Raw genomic sequence first — 16306 nt, forward strand, 5'->3', positions numbered from 1 at the left:
TCCGCCCACCCCTGCACAGCACAATGGCTCCCCTGTGTCACCAGGCGGTGAGCGAGAACCTCTCTCCGAGATCGCGGGCGCCGATCGCGAAATCCCTGATCCGTTCGGCCTTCTCGACCATCTTGTCGTCGCCGGCCTTCTTGGAGATGGCGATGAGCCAGTCGTAGGTCTCGCCGGGGTGCACGTCGTAGGTGAAGTGGACCTTGGAGAGCAGGAAGAGGACGTCCCGGAAATTCTCCCGCTCGATGACACCGGCCAGTGACCGGATCCGTTCCGCGTGTTCGCCGGTGAAGGGCTTGCGGTCCGGGAGTTCGGGAGTCTCGCCGGGAGCGTAGACGGAGGCGTCGGCGAAGGCCTCCTTCTCGTCGAAGGAGGCGTTGAAGGCGAGGTCGACGCAGAGGGACTGCCGGCTGATGTCGGAGAAGTTGACGGCGGAGTGGACGGCCGCCGCGTCCAGGAACCAGATCTCGCCGGGCCGCATGTGGATGACGGTGTCGTCGTCCGAGTGGAAGGCCAGCGGGCTGTCCTCGAGGACCATGAAGGTGCGGAAGTACAGGTCGACCTGACGGTCGAGCTCGACGAAGTCCCGGTGCGGGATCACGACGGCGTTCTTCAGGTTCCGGGTGCGCGCCATCTGCAGCCGGTCCTGGTCGTAGACCGTGGTGATGATCTCGTGGAGGTAGGGGACGCGCTCGGCGTGCCGGGTGGGCCGGGCGGGCGCGCCCTCCAGGTCCCGGTAGAGCTGGTCCTCGCTGCCTCCGCTGGCGTTGTACAACGGGATGTTCTTCCAGAACCCGTTGCTGAACTCGTCGTACTCCTCCTCCACAGTGGGGACCGCGGCGAGGTAGTCGAGGTCCTTTCTCAGCCGCTCCTGGTCGAGTTCGATGCGGCCGAGTATGTGGGAGCGCATGCGTCGTCCTCCGTCGTGGCAAGGTAACCGTGCGGACCGGCTCAAGCGTGCTGCGGGCAAGGTGAATTCAACATTCATCTGTTCTTGATGAACGGGCGGAGAGCAGCGGATGCCGCGGCTTTCCCGGGCAGCAACCAACGCCAGGTGTCAGAAGTTGAATAGTGAGTGAACGGCGCGATGGCACGCCTCGCTCTACGTCGCTCTCGCGCCCACGAAATCCCCCGTTGCCCCTGCTATCACGGTCGACTCGCTCAGGAGAGGATCGGAACCGTGATCGAATTGAGTTCGAGCTTAGAACAGCCTCTTCTGAGCCGTCAACCGTTCCTTGACCATCCAAAAAAGGACTCCGCCGGCCCCTTATACGGCATGGAAACAAGTCGGCCGTCGAATTCACGCCACGCCTCGAACGGACCCGAACGGCCCCCGGACGGGGGTGATCCCGCCACGCGCACCCCGGGCGGATCACGCGCCGGACCTTCACCGCGGTCCGGCGCCCCCGCGCCCGCGGCAGCGGCGACGGCGGCCGCCGGGACCACGCCCCCGGTGGCGCGGCGCCCGGGAAGACCGGCGCGGGCGGCCCGCACCTGAATGCGGGCACCGGGTCCGGGCGTCGCGACGAGCGCCTCTCGCCGCCCGGACCCGGTGCCGGCATCACTTCGGTACCGGGTGGGGAAGCGTGTACGAAACACCGGTTGCGATCCTGTTCCCCGGGTACAGCGATGCAGTATGGGTTGCCCCACACCACCCGCATGTGACTGAAAGTGATTTGTTCGTGACTCTTCCCGGCGGCGACGACGACCGCGCCAGGAGCTCGGGTGACGATCCGAGCGCCGACGCGCAGGCGATCGCCGATGCCGTGGAGCGTCTCGCGAACCTCTGGTCCGTCGCCGCCCAGGAGGCGGCCGTGCGGCTCTCACTCCACCAGTTGCGGGCCCTGCGGGTGCTGGAGCGGGCGCCGGAGTGCAATCTCACCGGCCTCGCGGAGCGCCTCGACATCGGGCTGCCCACCGCCAGCCGGCTCTGCGACCGGCTGGAGGCGGCCGGCCTGCTGGAGCGCGAGCTGCACCCGCACCGGCGCCGCGAGGTGCAGCTCAGGCTCACCGTCCAGGGCCGCCGGGTCCTGGCGGACGTGGCCCGCCGGCGCACCCAGGCCCTGGCCGACGTGCTGGCGGCCATGGCGCCCGCCGAGCGGGCCGCCCTGGTCCGCGGCATGCGGGCGTTCCTCGGCGCGCGGAGCGAGACCTCCTGAGGGCTGTCGCGCGATCCCCGGTGGGTCGGCGCACGGCGTCGGATGCGGTGCGTCGCCAGGCGGAGGGTCGTCCTCGTACGGGGCGTGTCCGGGCGATCCGCCGACGCGGCGAGGTGCCGCAGCCGTCGTCGTGCGCCCGCCGGGGACTACGGGACAGCCCTTGCCGGCCACCGCGGGAGCCGTAGCTCCAGTGGCCGGGCCCGAGCCGTGGCTCAGTGGCCGGACCGCGCAGCCCCGGACCGGCGTCCCGTCCAGTCGAGGCAGACGACGGCGGCGTCGGCGAGGAGTCCCTCACCGCCGACGTGCTCGATCAGTCCGGCGACCACCGCCCGCGCCGCCTCGTGGGGCTGCGTCTGCCGGGTCGCGCCCAGGATCTGGCGGAGCACGCCCTCCCCGAACACCTCCCCGGACGCCGACCGGGTGCCGTGCACACCGGTGCTGATGGCGACCAGGCGGTCGCCCGGCTCGACGTGGAAGGTCTGCTCCTCGTACAGGGTCTCCTCGAACATCCCGAGCGGTAGCTGGGCCTCCAGCTCCACGCGTTCGACGGCCGCTCCGCGCAGCCGGTAGAGCTGGGGCGACCCGGCGTCCACGGCCCGCACCGTGCCGGTGTCCAGGTCGAAGCGGAGCAGCAGGGTGGAGGCGTACGCCTTGCCGCCGTACTGGGAGAAGAGCGCCTGGTCGGCCAGGCAGGCCTGGTCCGCGAGGCCGATGCCGGCGCGGCGGGCGTTGCGCAGCGCGCTCACGGCGAGGTTCGTGAGCAGGGAGGCCTCTATGCCCTCCCCCATGCCGTCGGTGACGGTGAGCGTGAGGTGGTCGGCGCCGGTGGACCAGTCGAAGTTGTCGCCGCCGATGGCGTAGGCCGGCTCCAGGTGGGCGCCGATGACGTACTCCTCGCGGGCGCACCCGCGGCCCGGCAGGAGTTGCCACTGCATCTCGGCGGCGAGGGTGAGGCGGCGGGTGCGGCGGGCCTGGAGGTACAGGTCGGTGTCCCGGCCGGCCGTGGTGACCTCGTGGCCGAGGGCGGTGGCGAAGTCACCGAGCCGCAGTACCGTGCCCGGGTCGGCTCCCGAGCCGGGCACGCGGACGGAGAGCACGCCCAGCCGGTCGCCGCGCACGGTGATGGGCAGGTGGACCCGTTGGGACGCCGGGTCGGCGGTGACCTCCACCACCGGGTTCTGGGTGGTGAAGGCGGTGCCGGCGGGGCCGTCGTGGGCGGAGACCGGTTCGCCCGTCAGCGGCAGGTGGGTCACGGGCTGCAGGACCGTCAGGCCGTAGTCGGCGAGCAGGAGCGTCACGTCCCGGGCACCGAAGAGCTCGGCCAGCAGCCGGTCGGCGGTGGCCACCAGGGCGTGCGGCGGTGCCGAGCGCAACTGGGCTTCCGCGGACGGGACCGGTTCGGCGGCATTCACGGCGTCTCCATCCTCTTCCCCTGAGACCTCCACGCTATCGCTCCCGAGCGGGGAGCGGCCTCCCGATGTCAGGACGGGGCGGTGCGGCACAGCAGGATACAGACGTCGTCGTCGCGTTCGCAGTCGTGCACCAGGGGCTTGAGCAGCGACTCCGCGCACCCGTCGAGGTCCTCCAGCTCCGGCTCGTCCAGGGCGGCCAGGGTCCGGCCGAGCAGTTCGATGCCCGGGTCGATGCCCTGGGACCGGCGCTCCACCAGGCCGTCGGTGTACAGGACGAGTGTCGAGCCGGGCGGCAGTCGGGCCGTGTGGTCCTCGTACGCGAACGGCAGGGGCACTCCCAGCATGACGCCGGGTCTGGTGTCCAGCACGCGCACGGCGCCACCCGGCGCGCGGACCAGGGCCGGGGGGTGTCCGGCGGCGGCCCACACGACGTGGGGATCGCCGGGCCGGAACCGGGCGATCACGGCGGTGGCGTAGAGGTTGGGCTGCTGGTGGCGCAGCATCCGGTGCAGGCGGGTGAGGATGCGGGCGGGGCTGTCGTCCTCGAGCGCGTAGGCCCGCAGGGCGGTGCGCAGTTGGCCCATGATGACGGCGGCGCGCAGCCCGTGTCCGGTGACGTCGCCGACGACGGTGAGCAGGCTGCCGTCGGGGTGCGGGAAGGCGTCGTACCAGTCGCCGCCTATGTTGAGTCCCCGGGTGGCGGGGAGGTAGCGGGCCGCCAGTCGCAGCCCCTCGGCGTGGGGCAGGTCGGTGAGCTGGGCGCGCTGCAGGGCTTCGGCGGTGTCCCGGTGCTGTTCGTAGCGGCGGGCGTTGTCCAGGGCGATGGCGGTGCGACGGGCCAGCTCGACCAGCATCACGCTGGTGTCCGGGTCGAACCCGTCGCCGGGCGCGGTGAGGGTGAGCACGCCCGAGGTGCGGCGCACGGTGAGCGGGATGCTCAGCAGCGGCCGGTCCGGGGACAGCGCCGAGGGCGGCAGGTCGTCGATGCCGGGGAGCGCGCCGGGGCGCGGTCCGGCGTGCTGGGGGCGGTCGTGCCGGGCGGCCGCGACCGCCGCGGCGGAGCGGGCGCCGTCCGGGCCCGCCGGTTCGTCGAAGAGCCACACGTCGACCCCGCTCGCGTACTCGGGTACGAGCAGCTCCGGGAGGCAGCGCAGGATGTCCTCCTGGTCGAGGGAGGCGGTCACGGCCGCGCTGGCGTCGGCCAGGAAGGTCAGCAGCCGCCGTGCCTTCTCGGCCTCGCCGCGCGCGGCCCGTTCGGCGTCGAGCAGCTCCCGCTGGGTGCGCGCGGCGGCGTCGAGTTCGGCGTGCAGGGCCAGCACGCCCTGGTTGGTCTGGTGCAGTTCCTCGCGGTGCAGGCGGAGCTGCCGCTCCGTCTCGTCCAGCCGGCGCAGGATCGCCGCGGTCTCGGCGTCGGCCGCCAGGACCGCCTCCGCGCGCGGGGTGCGGTCGGGGTCCGCCGGGTGGGCGTCCGGGGCGGTCACGGCCGGCCGGCCGGGCGGTCGCGGGCCAGGACGGCCACACAGGTGTCGTCGCGTACGGGGCTGGCGGCGCTGCTGGCGTCCCGCAGGACGGTCGCCGCGACCACGGCCGGGTCGTGGCCGAGGAGGCAACGGTCCTCGGGCGGCACCCACCGGCTGGGCAGTCCGTCGCTGTGCAGCACCAGCAGGCTGCCCGGCCGCCAGGGCGGACGGTGCACGGGCACGGTCGCCGGGAACTGGGCGCCGACGATGCCGGGGTGGGAGACGAGGTGCTCCCACGAGCCGTCGGTGTACAGCCGGGCGCCTATGTTGCCGACGCCGGCGAACGCCAGTTCCCCGGTGTCCGTGTCCAGTTGGGCCACGGCGACCGCGGCCCCGCGGGTGGGCCGCAGGGCGGGGTGCAGGTGCCGCAGGATCCCGTCGGGCGGCAGGTGCGCGGCGCCGTGCAGGGCGTCGACCGCCACGTCGGAGGCGTGGGCGGCCCTCGCCCCGTGGCCGAGGCCGTCGGCGAGCATCAGGGTCGTGCGGGAGCCCGACCGGGCGCAGCTCCAGGCGTCCCCGGAGTGCTCGGCCCGGGCGAGCGGGATGTTGATCCCGCCGGCGGCGCAGGTCTCGCCGGACTGCCGGGGCCCGGGGTTCTGGTGCACCCGGGCCACCGCGACGGTGCCCCGGCGGGTGCTGTACAGGTCGAACACGTCGGCGATGCGCCGGCAGGTGCCCAGGCCGGCGCCGAGCGAGGCCTCGCTGGTGGTGTGGCCGTCCCGCAGGGCGGCGGCGACGTCCGGGATGCCGGGGCCGTGGTCCAGGGCGGCGAGCTGCACCGCCGGGCCGCGGGCGCCCGCCGTCGCACGGTCGACGAGGTTGATCAGCACGGTGCCGCCGCCGGCGTGCTTGAGCAGGTTGGTCGCCAGCTCGGTGGCCACCAGGGCCGCGACCGCGGTGCGGTGGGCGTCGAGGCGGGCGTGGGAGCCCGCCTCCTCGGTCGCCACCCGGACGTCCCGTACGCGGGTGGAGTCGTGCACCGGGACGGTCCAGACCCGCGTCATCCGGACCCCGGCCGGACGGCGGACCCGCCGCTGACCCAGGCGACGAGGGTGACGACGGTGCCCGCACCGGGCGTGGTGTCGATGCTGAACTCGTCCACCAGCCGCCTGGCTCCGCTGAGGCCGAGTCCGAGGCCGCCGCCGGTGGTGTAGCCGTCGGTCGTGGCCAGCTCGACGTCGTGGATGCCGGGGCCGGTGTCGATGAAGGACAGCCGCAGTCCGTGCGCCGAGGCGTTGGTCACCGGGGTGATCCGCGCCTCGCCGCCACCGCCGTGGATCAGGGTGTTCCGGGCCAGTTCGCTGGCCGCGGTGACGAGTTTGGTCTGCTGCACGAGTCCGAACCCGAGTTCGGCCGCGAACCGCCGCACCTGGTGGCGGACCCATGCCAGGTCCGCGTCCGAGCCGATCGGCAGGCTCGTCGCGGTGGCGGGGTCGGGGGCCGGCGTCATGTGCGCCCCGCGGATCCGTCCGGCCCGTGCGCGCAGGCGTCCCGCCGGAGCAGCTCGAGGGCACGGTCGACGTCGAGGGCGGTCGCCACGCCGGGCAGGGTCAGGCCCAGCTCGACCAGGGTGATCGCCACCGCGGGCCCCATCCCGCACAGGACCGTACGAGCGGCCAGCAGGCGGGCGTTGGCGGCGATCTCCGCGATGACCCGGCCGAGGAAGGAGTCGACGATGTCGACGCCGGAGACGTCGATGACCACGCCGGTCGCCTCGCTGTGGGCCACCCGGTGGGCGATGTCCTGCTGGAGCTGCTCGGCCACGCCGTCGTGCAGCTCCCCCTGGAGGGAGACCAGCAGGGTGTCCCCCAGCGCCAGGACCGGCACCGCGGCCTCGTTGCCCGGGAGGGGGGCGGGGAAGGTCATCGCGGGCTCACACCGGCCGCGCGGTGGGAGACCTCGATGCCCTGCCGGGTGAGGGCGTAGGCCAGGGCGTCGGCCAGCGAGCTGCGGGTGACGACCGAGCCCAGGTCGATGCCGAGGTGCACGATGGTCTGCGCGATGGCCGGACGGATGCCGGAGACGACGCACTCGGCTCCCATCAGGCGGGCCGCGGCGACCGTCTTCATCAGGTGCTGCGCGACGAGCGAGTCGACGGTGGGCACGCCGGTGATGTCGAGGATCGCGAACCGGGCCCGCTGCTCGACGATGGCCTGGAGCAGCGACTCCATGACCACCTGGCTGCGGGCGCTGTCCAGGGTGCCGATCAGCGGCACCGCGACGATGCCGTCCCACAGGCTGATCACGGGGGTGGCCACCTCGAGCAGTTGCTGGCGCTGCCGCGCGATCAGTTCCTCGCCCGCGTTGATCGTCGTCTCCATGATCACCAGACGAAGGGTGCCCATCAGGACGGTGAGCGCCAGCAGGACATCCCGCTTCCCGTCGCCGGACCGGGTCTCGCCACCGGACGGGCCCTGGACGTCGCCGCGCAGCAGTTCGGTGACCGCCGTCCGCAGGGCGGCGGCCTCGTCCGCGATCTGGGCGGGGCTGTGTCCGCTGCGGGCCCGGGAGGCGGCCATGCGGCCGAGCTGCTCACGCACCGAGTCGAAGCCGGGGGCCGCGACGTCCTCCGCCCTGCCGGTCGCGGCCACGTCCGCCAGGGCGTCCACCACGGCCTTGCAGGCCTCCACGGCCTCGTCGCGGGAGACGGTGAAGACCGTCCTGAAGAGCGGGGTGTCGGCCCAGCGCTGGGCGATCTGCTCGCGACGGCGCTCCAGGAACGCTCCCAGCTCCCGCGCCGCCGACCCCGCCGCCGCCCGCTCCGACACTCGCATCATCTCCCATTGGAACAGGCCGTCGCGCCCGGACCGGCACAACTCCGCCAAATATTGCCTCATGACAAGCATTACCACCGCACGTGCCCCGGAAGCGACACAGCATCGCCACATTCATGGTCGCGCTCCTGGCGGCACGCGCTTCCGGCCGGTCAGCGTCCGCGCCAGTCCAGGCAGACGACCAGGGCGTCGTCCTCCGGGGCGGGCTGCCCGCGGTGACCGGTCAGCTCCCTCAGGATCGCACGCGGCACCTCGGCGGCCGACAGCAGGCGGGTGGACGTGACCGCCCGGGCCAGCGCGGCGTCCCCGTAGGCCTCCCCCAGGGGTGAGGCGACCTCGTAGACCCCGTCGCTGACGAAGACCAGCCGGTCCCCGGGCTCCACCTGGAACTCCTGGGGAACGTAGTCGGTCTCCTCGAACATGCCCAGCGGGAGCTGCGCCTCGAAGCCGATGTGCTCGACCACGCCGTCCCGCAGCCGCAGCAGCCGCGGGGACCCCGCGTCCACCACCTTGGCCCGCCCCGTGGCGAGTTCGAAGTCGAACATCAGCACGGAGAGATAGCTGCGCCCCCGGTAGTGGGCGTACACCGCCTGGTCGGCCAGCGCGGCCTGGTCGGCCAGGTCGATGCCGGCCCGCCGGGCGTTGCGCAGGGCGTTGATGGCGAGGTTCGTGAGCAGCGAGGCCTCTATGCCCTCCCCCATGCCGTTGGTGACGTAGAGCATGAGGCGCTCCGCCGTTGCGGACCAGTCGAAGTTGTCGCCGAAGATCGCGTAGGCGGGCTCGAGCTGCGCGCCGAGTTCGAACTCGGGCCGGGAGCAGGAGCGGCCGGGCAGGAGCTGCCACTGCATCTCGGCGGCCAGCGTCAGCCGGTCCTTGCGCCTCGCCCGCAGGTACACGTCCGTGTCGCGTTCCGCCACGACCACCTCGTGCCCGAGCACCTCGGCGATGTCCGCCAGCTCCCCCAGCACCTCGGGCACGGCGTCGCCGTCCGGCAGGACGACCGTCAGCACGCCCAGCCGGTCCCCGCGCACGGTGACCGGGAGGTGGACGTGCGCGGAGCCGTCCTCGGCCCTCGCCACGAACGGCTCCTGGGCGCCGAAGGCACGGCCGGCCGTACTGCTGTGGATCGACACGGGCTCCGCGGTGTGCGGCAGCTCCGAGACCGGTTGCAGCACGGTGAGACCGTAGTCGGCCAGGAGCAGCTCGACGGGACCCGCCGCGTACTCCTCGGCCAGTACCCGGCGCACCGCGTCGAGCAACTCGTCCGGGGCCGCCGTGCGCAGGGCGCGCTCAGCGGTCACAAATCTGTTCACGATCCTAAGCACACCCATCTTTCGGCGGACACACACGAGTTCCGCCCGGGCCGGGCCACGCCGGCCGTCCGAACCATCTGTTGCCACCACGGGCACCTAGTACGCTGACAACCGTCCCAGGTGCCTGCGAGAGTGTGACGGTGACTGTCTTCCGCCCCCGCCCAGAGCCTGTCGAGGTTGCGCACGTGACCTTGACGGCCGTGGAGTTGCTGGAAGTCCTGTGGGGCCGGGCGTCGACCGCGCCGGCCTCCCCGTCCCAGATGCGCGTCCTGCTGATGCTCGAGCACCAGGACGGCATCAATCTGCGCACACTCGCCGATTCTCTCGCCTCCACGCCACCGTCCACCAGCCGGCTCTGCGACCGGCTGGTGGCCGCCGGCTTCGTCGAGCGCGCGATCAGCCCCGCCGACCGGCGCGAGGTACGGCTGCATCTCAGCAGCCGCGGCCGCGCCTTCCTCGACGATCTGCGTGCGCGCCGGGAGAAGGAGTTGCGGGCGGTGCTGGAGCAGATGCCCGCCACCAAGCGGACCGCCCTCCTGGAAGGACTGGAGGCGTTCTGCGCCACGGCTGCGGCGCAGATACACGACGTCGCCCCGCGCGCGGACGACCGGACGGCCTGACCCCGGGACCCGGCCACCGGTCGCTCCGGCAGGACAGGGCTCGGGCGACCGGCACACGGAGCTATCTCCGCCCACCGGAACATTGCGGATCCTTCCCCGTGCGCTACGACTGGCCTACTTTGTTGCCTCACGGCCATAGTTGTCAAACGGCAACTGTTGGGCAGTGGCGAGCGACCGCCCGTGACGGGCGGGGAGAGCGAGCGGGCGGAGCGCGACGACGTGACCCGCCGGCCGTCGGGCCGGCGGGTCACGGACGTCAGACGGTGCTGAGCATGCCCTCGCGCAGCCGGCCCAGGAGACGGGAGATCAGCCGGGAGACGTGCATCTGGGAGACGCCGAGCCGCTCGCCGATCTGGGCCTGGGTGAGCTCCTCGACGAAGCGCCAGTGGATGATCTTGCGGTCGCGCTCGTCGAGCTCGGCGATGAGCGGGGCGAGGGAGTGGAAGTCCTCGATCAGGCCGAGAGCGGCGTCCTCGTTGCCGATGAAGTCCGCGAGCGCGGCCTCGCCGTCCTCGCTGCCGCCGATCGTCGCGTCCAGGGACGCCGAGGTGTAGCCGTTCGAGGCGAGCTGCGCCTCGACGACCTCGCGCTCCGGCAGGCTCATGAGCTGGGACAGCTCCTTGGTGGTCGGCGTCCGGCCCAGGCGGCTGCGCAGTTCCTCGTTGGCGCGGGCGAGCTGGACCCGGGCCTCCTGCAGCCGGCGCGGGACGTGCACGGCCCAGGAGGTGTCGCGGAAGAACCGCTTGATCTCACCCACGATGTACGGGACGGCGAACGAGGTGAACTCGACCTCGCGGGACAGCTCGAACCGGTCGATGGCCTTGATCAGGCCGATCATGCCGACCTGGACGATGTCCTCCATCTCCTCCGCGCCCCGGCTGCGGAACCGGCCGGCCGCGTAGCGGACGAGGGACATGTTCATCTCTATCAGCGTGTTGCGCGCGTACTGGTACTCGGGCGTACCCTCCTCCAGCACCGTGAGCCGGTCGAAGAACCGCTTCGACAGCTCACGCGCGTCCTTCGGTGCGATCCTGGAAGGGTCCGCGATCTCCGGAACGTCCACCGTCTGCTCAGCGGTCCGTACGGCCGTCGTCACCATCCTGCGCCCCTCCCTGTTCCTCATGCCTGTCTGCGCCGGTGCGTCGTCCGGCATGCACCCGGGTACCCCGGCCTTCGGCGGGCATTCCTCGAACTTTCCGCACTCGCGCCCGGCCCTTTCGGGTCCGTCACCCCCGCGCCCCGGGGCACCGCTGATCGGGACCGGCGACGAGCGCCGACGCGATCAGGGCGACGGCGTGGTCGTCGTCGCCGGCCAGCCGGCGCAGGACCTCACGCGCGGGGGTCCCCGGCAGTTCGACGAGCGCCTGGGTCAGGCGTATCCGCGTCGCGGAGTCCGCCGTGGGCGCCGCGAGTTCGTCGACCAGCGCGGTCAGGATCCGGTCCCCGCACCCGGGGTCCCGGGACAGTGCGCCCAGGGTCTCCGCGGCGTCGACGTCGTGCGCGCCCTCGACCACCATGCCGACGAGCACCGGCACGGCCGCGGCCGCGCCCCGCCCGCCCAGGGCCAGGGCGGCGTGCCGGCGCACCGTCGCGTCCGGGTCCCCGAGCGCGTCCACGAGCAGGGTCTCCGCGCCCGGTGCCCCGGGCGTCTCGGCGATCGCCGACACCGCGCGCCGCCGGATGCCGGGGTCGTCCGAGCGCGCGCCGGTGGCCAGCGCCGCCACGCAGTCGCCGCCCGACCGGGCGAGCGCCCAGCGCAGCGCGCCCGCCACGTTGGGGTCGGATTCGGCCAGGAACGCCCGGGCCAGCAGTTCGGCGGGGACGGGGGCGCTCTCCCGCGGGCCCAGGACGGCCTGTTGCCGGCGTGCGGCGCTGGCCGAGTCCAGTCCCTGCATGAGTGCGACGATGCGCAGCACGTCCTGCCACCGGGCGGGCGCCGAGGCGTCGACTGCACGGAGCCGTTCGAGCAGTTCCCGGTCCCGCTCCAGGCGGTCTTCCGTCCACCGGATGAGGTCACCGACCAGGGCGGACGGCGTGAACGCGGGATCCTCCAGAGCGCGTCCGATCTGCTTGAGCGAGAGGCCGAGGGACCGCAGGCTCTCCACGTGGAAGATCCTGCGGACGTCCTCGGCGGAGTACTCGCGGTAGCCGCCGACGGTGCGGCCGGTCGGCCGGACCAGCCCCAGGGCGTCGTAGTGCCGGAGCATCCGAGTGCTCACCCCCGAACGACGTGCGACCTCCCCGATCAGCATCCCGTGGTCTCCACGGTCTCCGTCATCTCCACGGTCTCCGTCATCTCCACGGTCTCCACGGTCTCCGCGGTCTCCGCGTTCTCCGCGTTCTCCGTGCTCGTCGCCGGCTCCGCGCCTTCCCCGGCCGCGACCGCCGCCGCTCGTGCCGGGCCGAGCGCGACGACTCGTGCCGCCTCCTCGACGGCCGCGTCGAAACCGCTCTCCGGATTCCGCCGGAGCAGTTCGGTGGCGCGGGCATGGGTGGCCACCGCCGGATCGGGGTGGGCCGCGGCCTTCGCCAGGACGGGCGCGGTCACCTCTCCGAGGTCGGCCAGGGCGCGGCTCAGGCTCAGCCGCACCTCGCGGTCACCGCGGCCGAGCTGCGTCGCCAGCACGACGGCCAGGCCCTCCCCCTCGTCCTCGGGCACGAGGGCCACCGCGACGCGCCAAGCGGTCCGCGCGACCTCGTCGTCGGTGTCGCACAGCATGTCGCGGGTGATCCAGGCCCACGCCCTCCGGTCGCCGATCTTGGACAGCGTGTGCAGCGCCTGGCTGCGGGCCCGGGTGCGCCCGGAGCCGAGCTCCCGGCGCGTGCGGGGCAGGGTGATCTCGGGCGGGAGCCGGGTCATCGCCCAGGACAGCATGTCCCGCACGAAGAGGTCCGGCTCGACCGCGCACCGTTCGACGAGCGTCTCCAGGATGCCGGGGTCGGGGTTCGTACCGGCCGCCAGGGCCGCCCGCAGCCGGGCCGACGGGTCCTCGGCGCTCAGCGCACCGGCCACGCGTGCCCGCCACCGGGTTCGTTCCGTCGGGTCGATCGGGACCACCTCCTGCCCCCAGGGGACACCTTGTCACGATGTCAGGGTCAACCCCGTGACAGCCATGACCGGTGGTCCGCGCGGCCGGTGACGCGTGCGGGTCGCGGCGCCCCGGAGCCGTCCGGGGCGGCCACCGGTGTGCCGGCGTCGTCCCGGGGCCGACGGTGTGCCGCCCGGGCCGCGTCAGCCGGTGGCCGGGGCGGCGGCGTACTCCTCGTCGGTGACAGGGTCAGCCGGTGGACGACGTCGCGGTCGGCGTCGCCCTCGTCGACGGCCGGGTGGACCACCGGCCGGTTCGGCGCGCCGCCGTGCCGGTGCTCCTCGTCGGCCTCCGACAGCACACGGTCGCCGGCCCGGACGACCTCGGCCGGCCCGCTCCGGCACCGGCTCCGGCTCCGGCTCCGGCACGGGCCGACGCCTTCGGTGACGGTGACGGCCCGCGCGCACCGTGTGACGGCCCGGGGGTCAGGGCCTCAGGAGGGCCTTGGCGGCGCGGCGCTCGTCCATGGCCCGGTAGCCCTCGGCGACCCGCGCCAGGCGCCCCGTAGCCGGCGGCGGGGCGGGCCCGTCAGCCGCCGTCCGGCTCCGGCGCGTCGGCGGTGATGACCAGAGCCGCCTGGTCGTCGTCCACGTCCCGGCCCTTCATGAAGCTCCGGACGTCCTCCGCCACGCTCCGCACGACATCGGTCGCGCTCGGCCGGGTCGGAGCGGAGGCCAGGGCCCGGGCCAGCCGCACTTCGCCGTACTGGTCGGTGCCGGCGGCCCGGCACTCGGTGATGCCGTCGGTGTACAGGAACAGGCTCTCGGACGGGCGCAGCGTGAAGCGGCGCGCGGCGAGCCTGGTCGGGATGCCGATGCCGAGCAGCCCACCGGGCGCCTCCACCGTGCCCACCACGTGGTCGGAGTCCAGCAGGAGGGGCGCGGTGTGCCCGGCCCGGACGAGATGGACGGCGAGTCCGTCGGCCACCGGCGCGAGATGGCCGTAGACAAGCGTGACGAAGCCGTTGTTCTGGTGCGTGTGACGGTCGTTCAGCGCCTTGTCGACGGCCTGGACGACGGCGACGGGATCGTCCAGCAGCGGGGCGACGGCGCGCGCGGTGTGGCGAACCAGGGCGGTCGTGGTGGCGGCCATGGCGCCGCGGCCGCAGACGTCGCCGAGGATGAAGGCCCAGCTTCCGTCGCCGCGGTCGAAGACGTCGTAGAAGTCACCGCCGATCTCCAGCCCCTCACCGGCCGGGTGGTAGAAGGCTGCGAGCCGGGCGCCGGGTACCTCGGGCAGGTCGGGCAGGAGCAGGCCGGTCTGCAGGTCGCGGGCGAGTGCCGCGCGCTGGGCGTACTGGCGCGCGCTGCGGGTCGCCGAGGCGGCGCGGCGGGCCAGTTCCTCCGCGAGGGCGACCCGGTGGCCGTCGAAGCTGTGCCCGTCCGTGGAGAGCAGGGTCAGCGCGCCGAAGGGGCGCCCGCGGTCCACGAGGGGCACGCACACGTGGCCGGTGACACCCAGATCGCGCCAGGGTCCGGGGCCGGTCGGGGTACGGCGGGCCACCTCGGTCAGGCCGGAGGCCAGGACCCGGGTGACGGCGTCGTCCTCGGCGGCGCGGGCCGGGGCGTGGGCGGCGAGCAGGGTGCGCGCCTCGGCGGTCGGGGCGGCCGTGACCACCCGGCGCACGCGTCCGCTCTCCACGAGGTCCACGGCGGCCAGGGGTGCCAGGGCCGGGCTGGCCAGGGTGACCAGCCGCTGCAGGGTCTGCTGCTCGTCCAGTCCGCCGGACAGCGCGGTGCTCGCGGTCAGCAGGAAGGCGAGGTCGTCCCGGGCCGCCTGCTCCCGCGCGTCCGCCGCCCGCCGGGCCTGTTCGATGTGGTGCCGCTCGATGGCGAGGGCGGCGGTGTCGGCGAAGGTGCGGGCGAGCGCCAGGTCGGTGCCGCGGGGTGCGCGGGGTGTGCGGTGGTACATCGCGAAGGTGCCCAGCAGCCGGCCGTCACCGGCCAGGATCGGCGTCGACCAGCAGGCGGCGAGCCCCGCCCGGCCGGCGAGGGCCCGGAAGTCGGCCCACAGCGGGTCGGTGGCGATGTCGCGCACGATCACGGCCCGGCGCCGGTGGGCGGCGGTGCCGCAGGAGCCGACTCCCTCGCCGGCCGCGATGCCGTCGATGGCCTGGTTGTAGTGGTCGGGCAGGCTGGGGGCCGCGCCGTGGCGGAGGTGGCGGCCGTCCGCGTCGGCCAGCAGGACCGAGACGATCACGTCGGGGCAGAGTTCCTCGATCGTCCTGCACATGCCTTCCAGCACGTCGTGCAGCGGCGCCTCGCGCGCGATCTGCTCCAGCAGCGCACGCTGCTCGGCGGCCAGCCGCCTGGCGTGTTTGGCCTGGGTGGTCTCCACTCCGATCATCCGTACGCCGATGACGTTGCCGCCGGTGTCGCGACGGGCCTCGTAGGTGAAGTCGAAGTACGCCTCGTCGGCCTGGTCGCCGGCGCCGATGACGACACGGGCGTCGCGGCCGACGTGCCGCTCGCCCGACCGGTACACCTGGTCCAGGAGCTCGATGAACCCCTGCGAGGCCGGCTCGGGCACGAGCTCCGCCAGCGGCACACCGACGCGTTCGCGCCGCCCGCCGCCGACGGCCGCGAAGAAGGCCGGGTTCGCCGCCTCCAGTACGTGCGCGGGCCCTGCCATGGACGCGAACAGCGCGGTGGACGTTCCGAACAGCGGCGACAGGTCGCCGTCCATGTCGCGCGCGGCCTGGGACCGGCGGATTCCGCTGGTCGGCCGCCGCTCACGCTCAGCCGTCATCTCGCCTCCCCTCGCCGGGCGTCCGACCCGATCTTCCGCGGGCCATCGTCTCCCACGCATCGGTGGATGCCTCACTCAGGGTCGTATGCGCCGAACGGCCGGGTCCAAGCATGCCCGGGGCGGACCGGGTGCCGTGTGCCGCGGCCGAGCGGCCCGCGGCCCGTCGGCGGCGAGGGCGCCGGTGTCAGCCGCCGGCACCGGCGCCCTCGCCGGCGCGCCCCGGTGCGTTGTCGGCGGTCCCGCCGGCCAGGGCGTCGGCGACCGTGGGGTGGATGGGCATGAGCTCGGAGATGCCGGTCATGGTCACCATGCGGGTGAGGCGGTCGGGGACGTCGGCGAGCCTGAGCGAACCGCCGGCCTGCTGGGTGGTGTGCAGGAGGCCGATGAAGGCGCTGAGGCCGGTCGAGTCGACGAAGTCCACCCCGGCCAGGTCCAGGACGAGGTTCGGCACGCCCTCGTTCACGACGGCCAGGGCATGCGCGCGCAGGGTGGCGGCGGTGTGCAGGTCCACGTCTCCGGAGACATGGACGACGGCGGTGCTGTCGCCCGCGTACCGGACGGTCACGTCCAGGGTCTCGGTCACTTCGGTCATCACTCCTGGCCGTAGGTCTCGGGCACGGTGGTGGCGTGCCCGGTGGGGTTCGTGCCGCGGTTGGCGGCCGGGACGGGCC

14 protein-coding genes and 1 pseudogene are annotated in these 16306 nt (G+C 73.7%); 2 read left to right on the plus strand and 13 right to left on the minus strand.

What is annotated here, in order from left to right; genetic code table 11:
* Positions 1 to 37: 37 nt before the first annotated feature.
* Positions 38 to 910 (minus strand): aspartyl/asparaginyl beta-hydroxylase domain-containing protein, encoded by an 873-nt coding sequence (locus MXD57_RS00395; RefSeq protein WP_250399196.1) that lies wholly within the window; start codon positions 908 to 910, stop codon positions 38 to 40.
* Positions 911 to 1676: 766 nt separating this feature from the next.
* Here MXD57_RS00395 and MXD57_RS00400 point away from each other — a divergent pair.
* Positions 1677 to 2159 (plus strand): MarR family winged helix-turn-helix transcriptional regulator, encoded by a 483-nt coding sequence (locus MXD57_RS00400; protein WP_250399329.1) that lies wholly within the window; start codon positions 1677 to 1679, stop codon positions 2157 to 2159.
* A 212-nt stretch (positions 2160 to 2371) separates the two neighbouring features.
* Here the strand turns inward: MXD57_RS00400 and MXD57_RS00405 are convergent, their stop codons facing one another.
* From MXD57_RS00405 to MXD57_RS00435, 7 genes and pseudogenes are all read right to left on the minus strand, one after another.
* Positions 2372 to 3571: a PP2C family protein-serine/threonine phosphatase gene (locus MXD57_RS00405; protein WP_250399197.1), complete on the minus strand. Its 1200-nt coding sequence runs from the start codon at positions 3569 to 3571 to the stop codon at positions 2372 to 2374.
* 68 nt (positions 3572 to 3639) lie between these two features.
* Positions 3640 to 5070, minus strand: a pseudogene (locus MXD57_RS00410) (PP2C family protein-serine/threonine phosphatase); the annotation flags it as partial.
* A complete protein-coding gene (locus MXD57_RS00415) occupies positions 5049 to 6095 on the minus strand; it encodes a SpoIIE family protein phosphatase (protein WP_250399199.1) in 1047 nt (348 codons plus the stop codon). The pseudogene MXD57_RS00410 and the gene MXD57_RS00415, both read right to left, overlap by 22 nt.
* The gene (locus tag MXD57_RS00420; RefSeq protein WP_250399200.1) at positions 6092 to 6541 is read right to left on the minus strand and encodes an ATP-binding protein; all 450 of its coding nucleotides are present in this window, start codon (positions 6539 to 6541) and stop codon (positions 6092 to 6094) included. The genes MXD57_RS00415 and MXD57_RS00420 overlap by 4 nt, the downstream gene beginning before the upstream one ends.
* A complete protein-coding gene (locus MXD57_RS00425) occupies positions 6538 to 6957 on the minus strand; it encodes an STAS domain-containing protein (RefSeq protein WP_250399201.1) in 420 nt (139 codons plus the stop codon). The genes MXD57_RS00420 and MXD57_RS00425 overlap by 4 nt, the downstream gene beginning before the upstream one ends.
* Positions 6954 to 7865, minus strand: coding sequence for an STAS domain-containing protein (locus MXD57_RS00430; protein WP_250399330.1), 912 nt, complete (start codon positions 7863 to 7865; stop codon positions 6954 to 6956). The genes MXD57_RS00425 and MXD57_RS00430 overlap by 4 nt, the downstream gene beginning before the upstream one ends.
* A gap of 152 nt (positions 7866 to 8017) precedes the next feature.
* Positions 8018 to 9196: a PP2C family protein-serine/threonine phosphatase gene (locus tag MXD57_RS00435; RefSeq protein WP_250399202.1), complete on the minus strand. Its 1179-nt coding sequence runs from the start codon at positions 9194 to 9196 to the stop codon at positions 8018 to 8020.
* A 167-nt stretch (positions 9197 to 9363) separates the two neighbouring features.
* Here MXD57_RS00435 and MXD57_RS00440 point away from each other — a divergent pair, with 167 nt between their 5' ends.
* Positions 9364 to 9798, plus strand: coding sequence for a MarR family winged helix-turn-helix transcriptional regulator (locus MXD57_RS00440; protein WP_250399203.1), 435 nt, complete (start codon positions 9364 to 9366; stop codon positions 9796 to 9798).
* Positions 9799 to 10054: 256 nt separating this feature from the next.
* Here MXD57_RS00440 and MXD57_RS00445 read toward each other — a convergent pair whose 3' ends face one another.
* From MXD57_RS00445 to MXD57_RS00465, 5 genes are all read right to left on the minus strand, one after another.
* Positions 10055 to 10897: an RNA polymerase sigma factor SigF gene (locus tag MXD57_RS00445; protein ID WP_250399204.1), complete on the minus strand. Its 843-nt coding sequence runs from the start codon at positions 10895 to 10897 to the stop codon at positions 10055 to 10057.
* Positions 10898 to 11024: 127 nt separating this feature from the next.
* Complete coding sequence (locus MXD57_RS00450) at positions 11025 to 12050, minus strand: MerR family transcriptional regulator (protein ID WP_250399205.1); 1026 nt, start codon at positions 12048 to 12050, stop codon at positions 11025 to 11027.
* Positions 12044 to 12811 carry a HEAT repeat domain-containing protein gene (locus MXD57_RS00455; protein ID WP_250399206.1) on the minus strand — a complete coding sequence of 256 codons (768 nt, stop codon included), beginning with the start codon at positions 12809 to 12811 and terminating at the stop codon, positions 12044 to 12046. The genes MXD57_RS00450 and MXD57_RS00455 overlap by 7 nt, the downstream gene beginning before the upstream one ends.
* 604 nt (positions 12812 to 13415) lie before the next feature.
* Entirely contained in the window at positions 13416 to 15635 is a 2220-nt protein-coding gene (locus MXD57_RS00460) for a SpoIIE family protein phosphatase (RefSeq protein ID WP_250399207.1), read from the minus strand.
* A 184-nt stretch (positions 15636 to 15819) separates the two neighbouring features.
* Entirely contained in the window at positions 15820 to 16227 is a 408-nt protein-coding gene (locus MXD57_RS00465) for an STAS domain-containing protein (protein ID WP_250399208.1), read from the minus strand.
* Positions 16228 to 16306: the final 79 nt, after the last annotated feature.

The sequence above is a fragment of the Streptomyces cellostaticus genome (assembly GCF_023630175.1).
Taxonomy (GTDB): Bacteria; Actinomycetota; Actinomycetes; order Streptomycetales; family Streptomycetaceae; genus Streptomyces; species Streptomyces cellostaticus_A.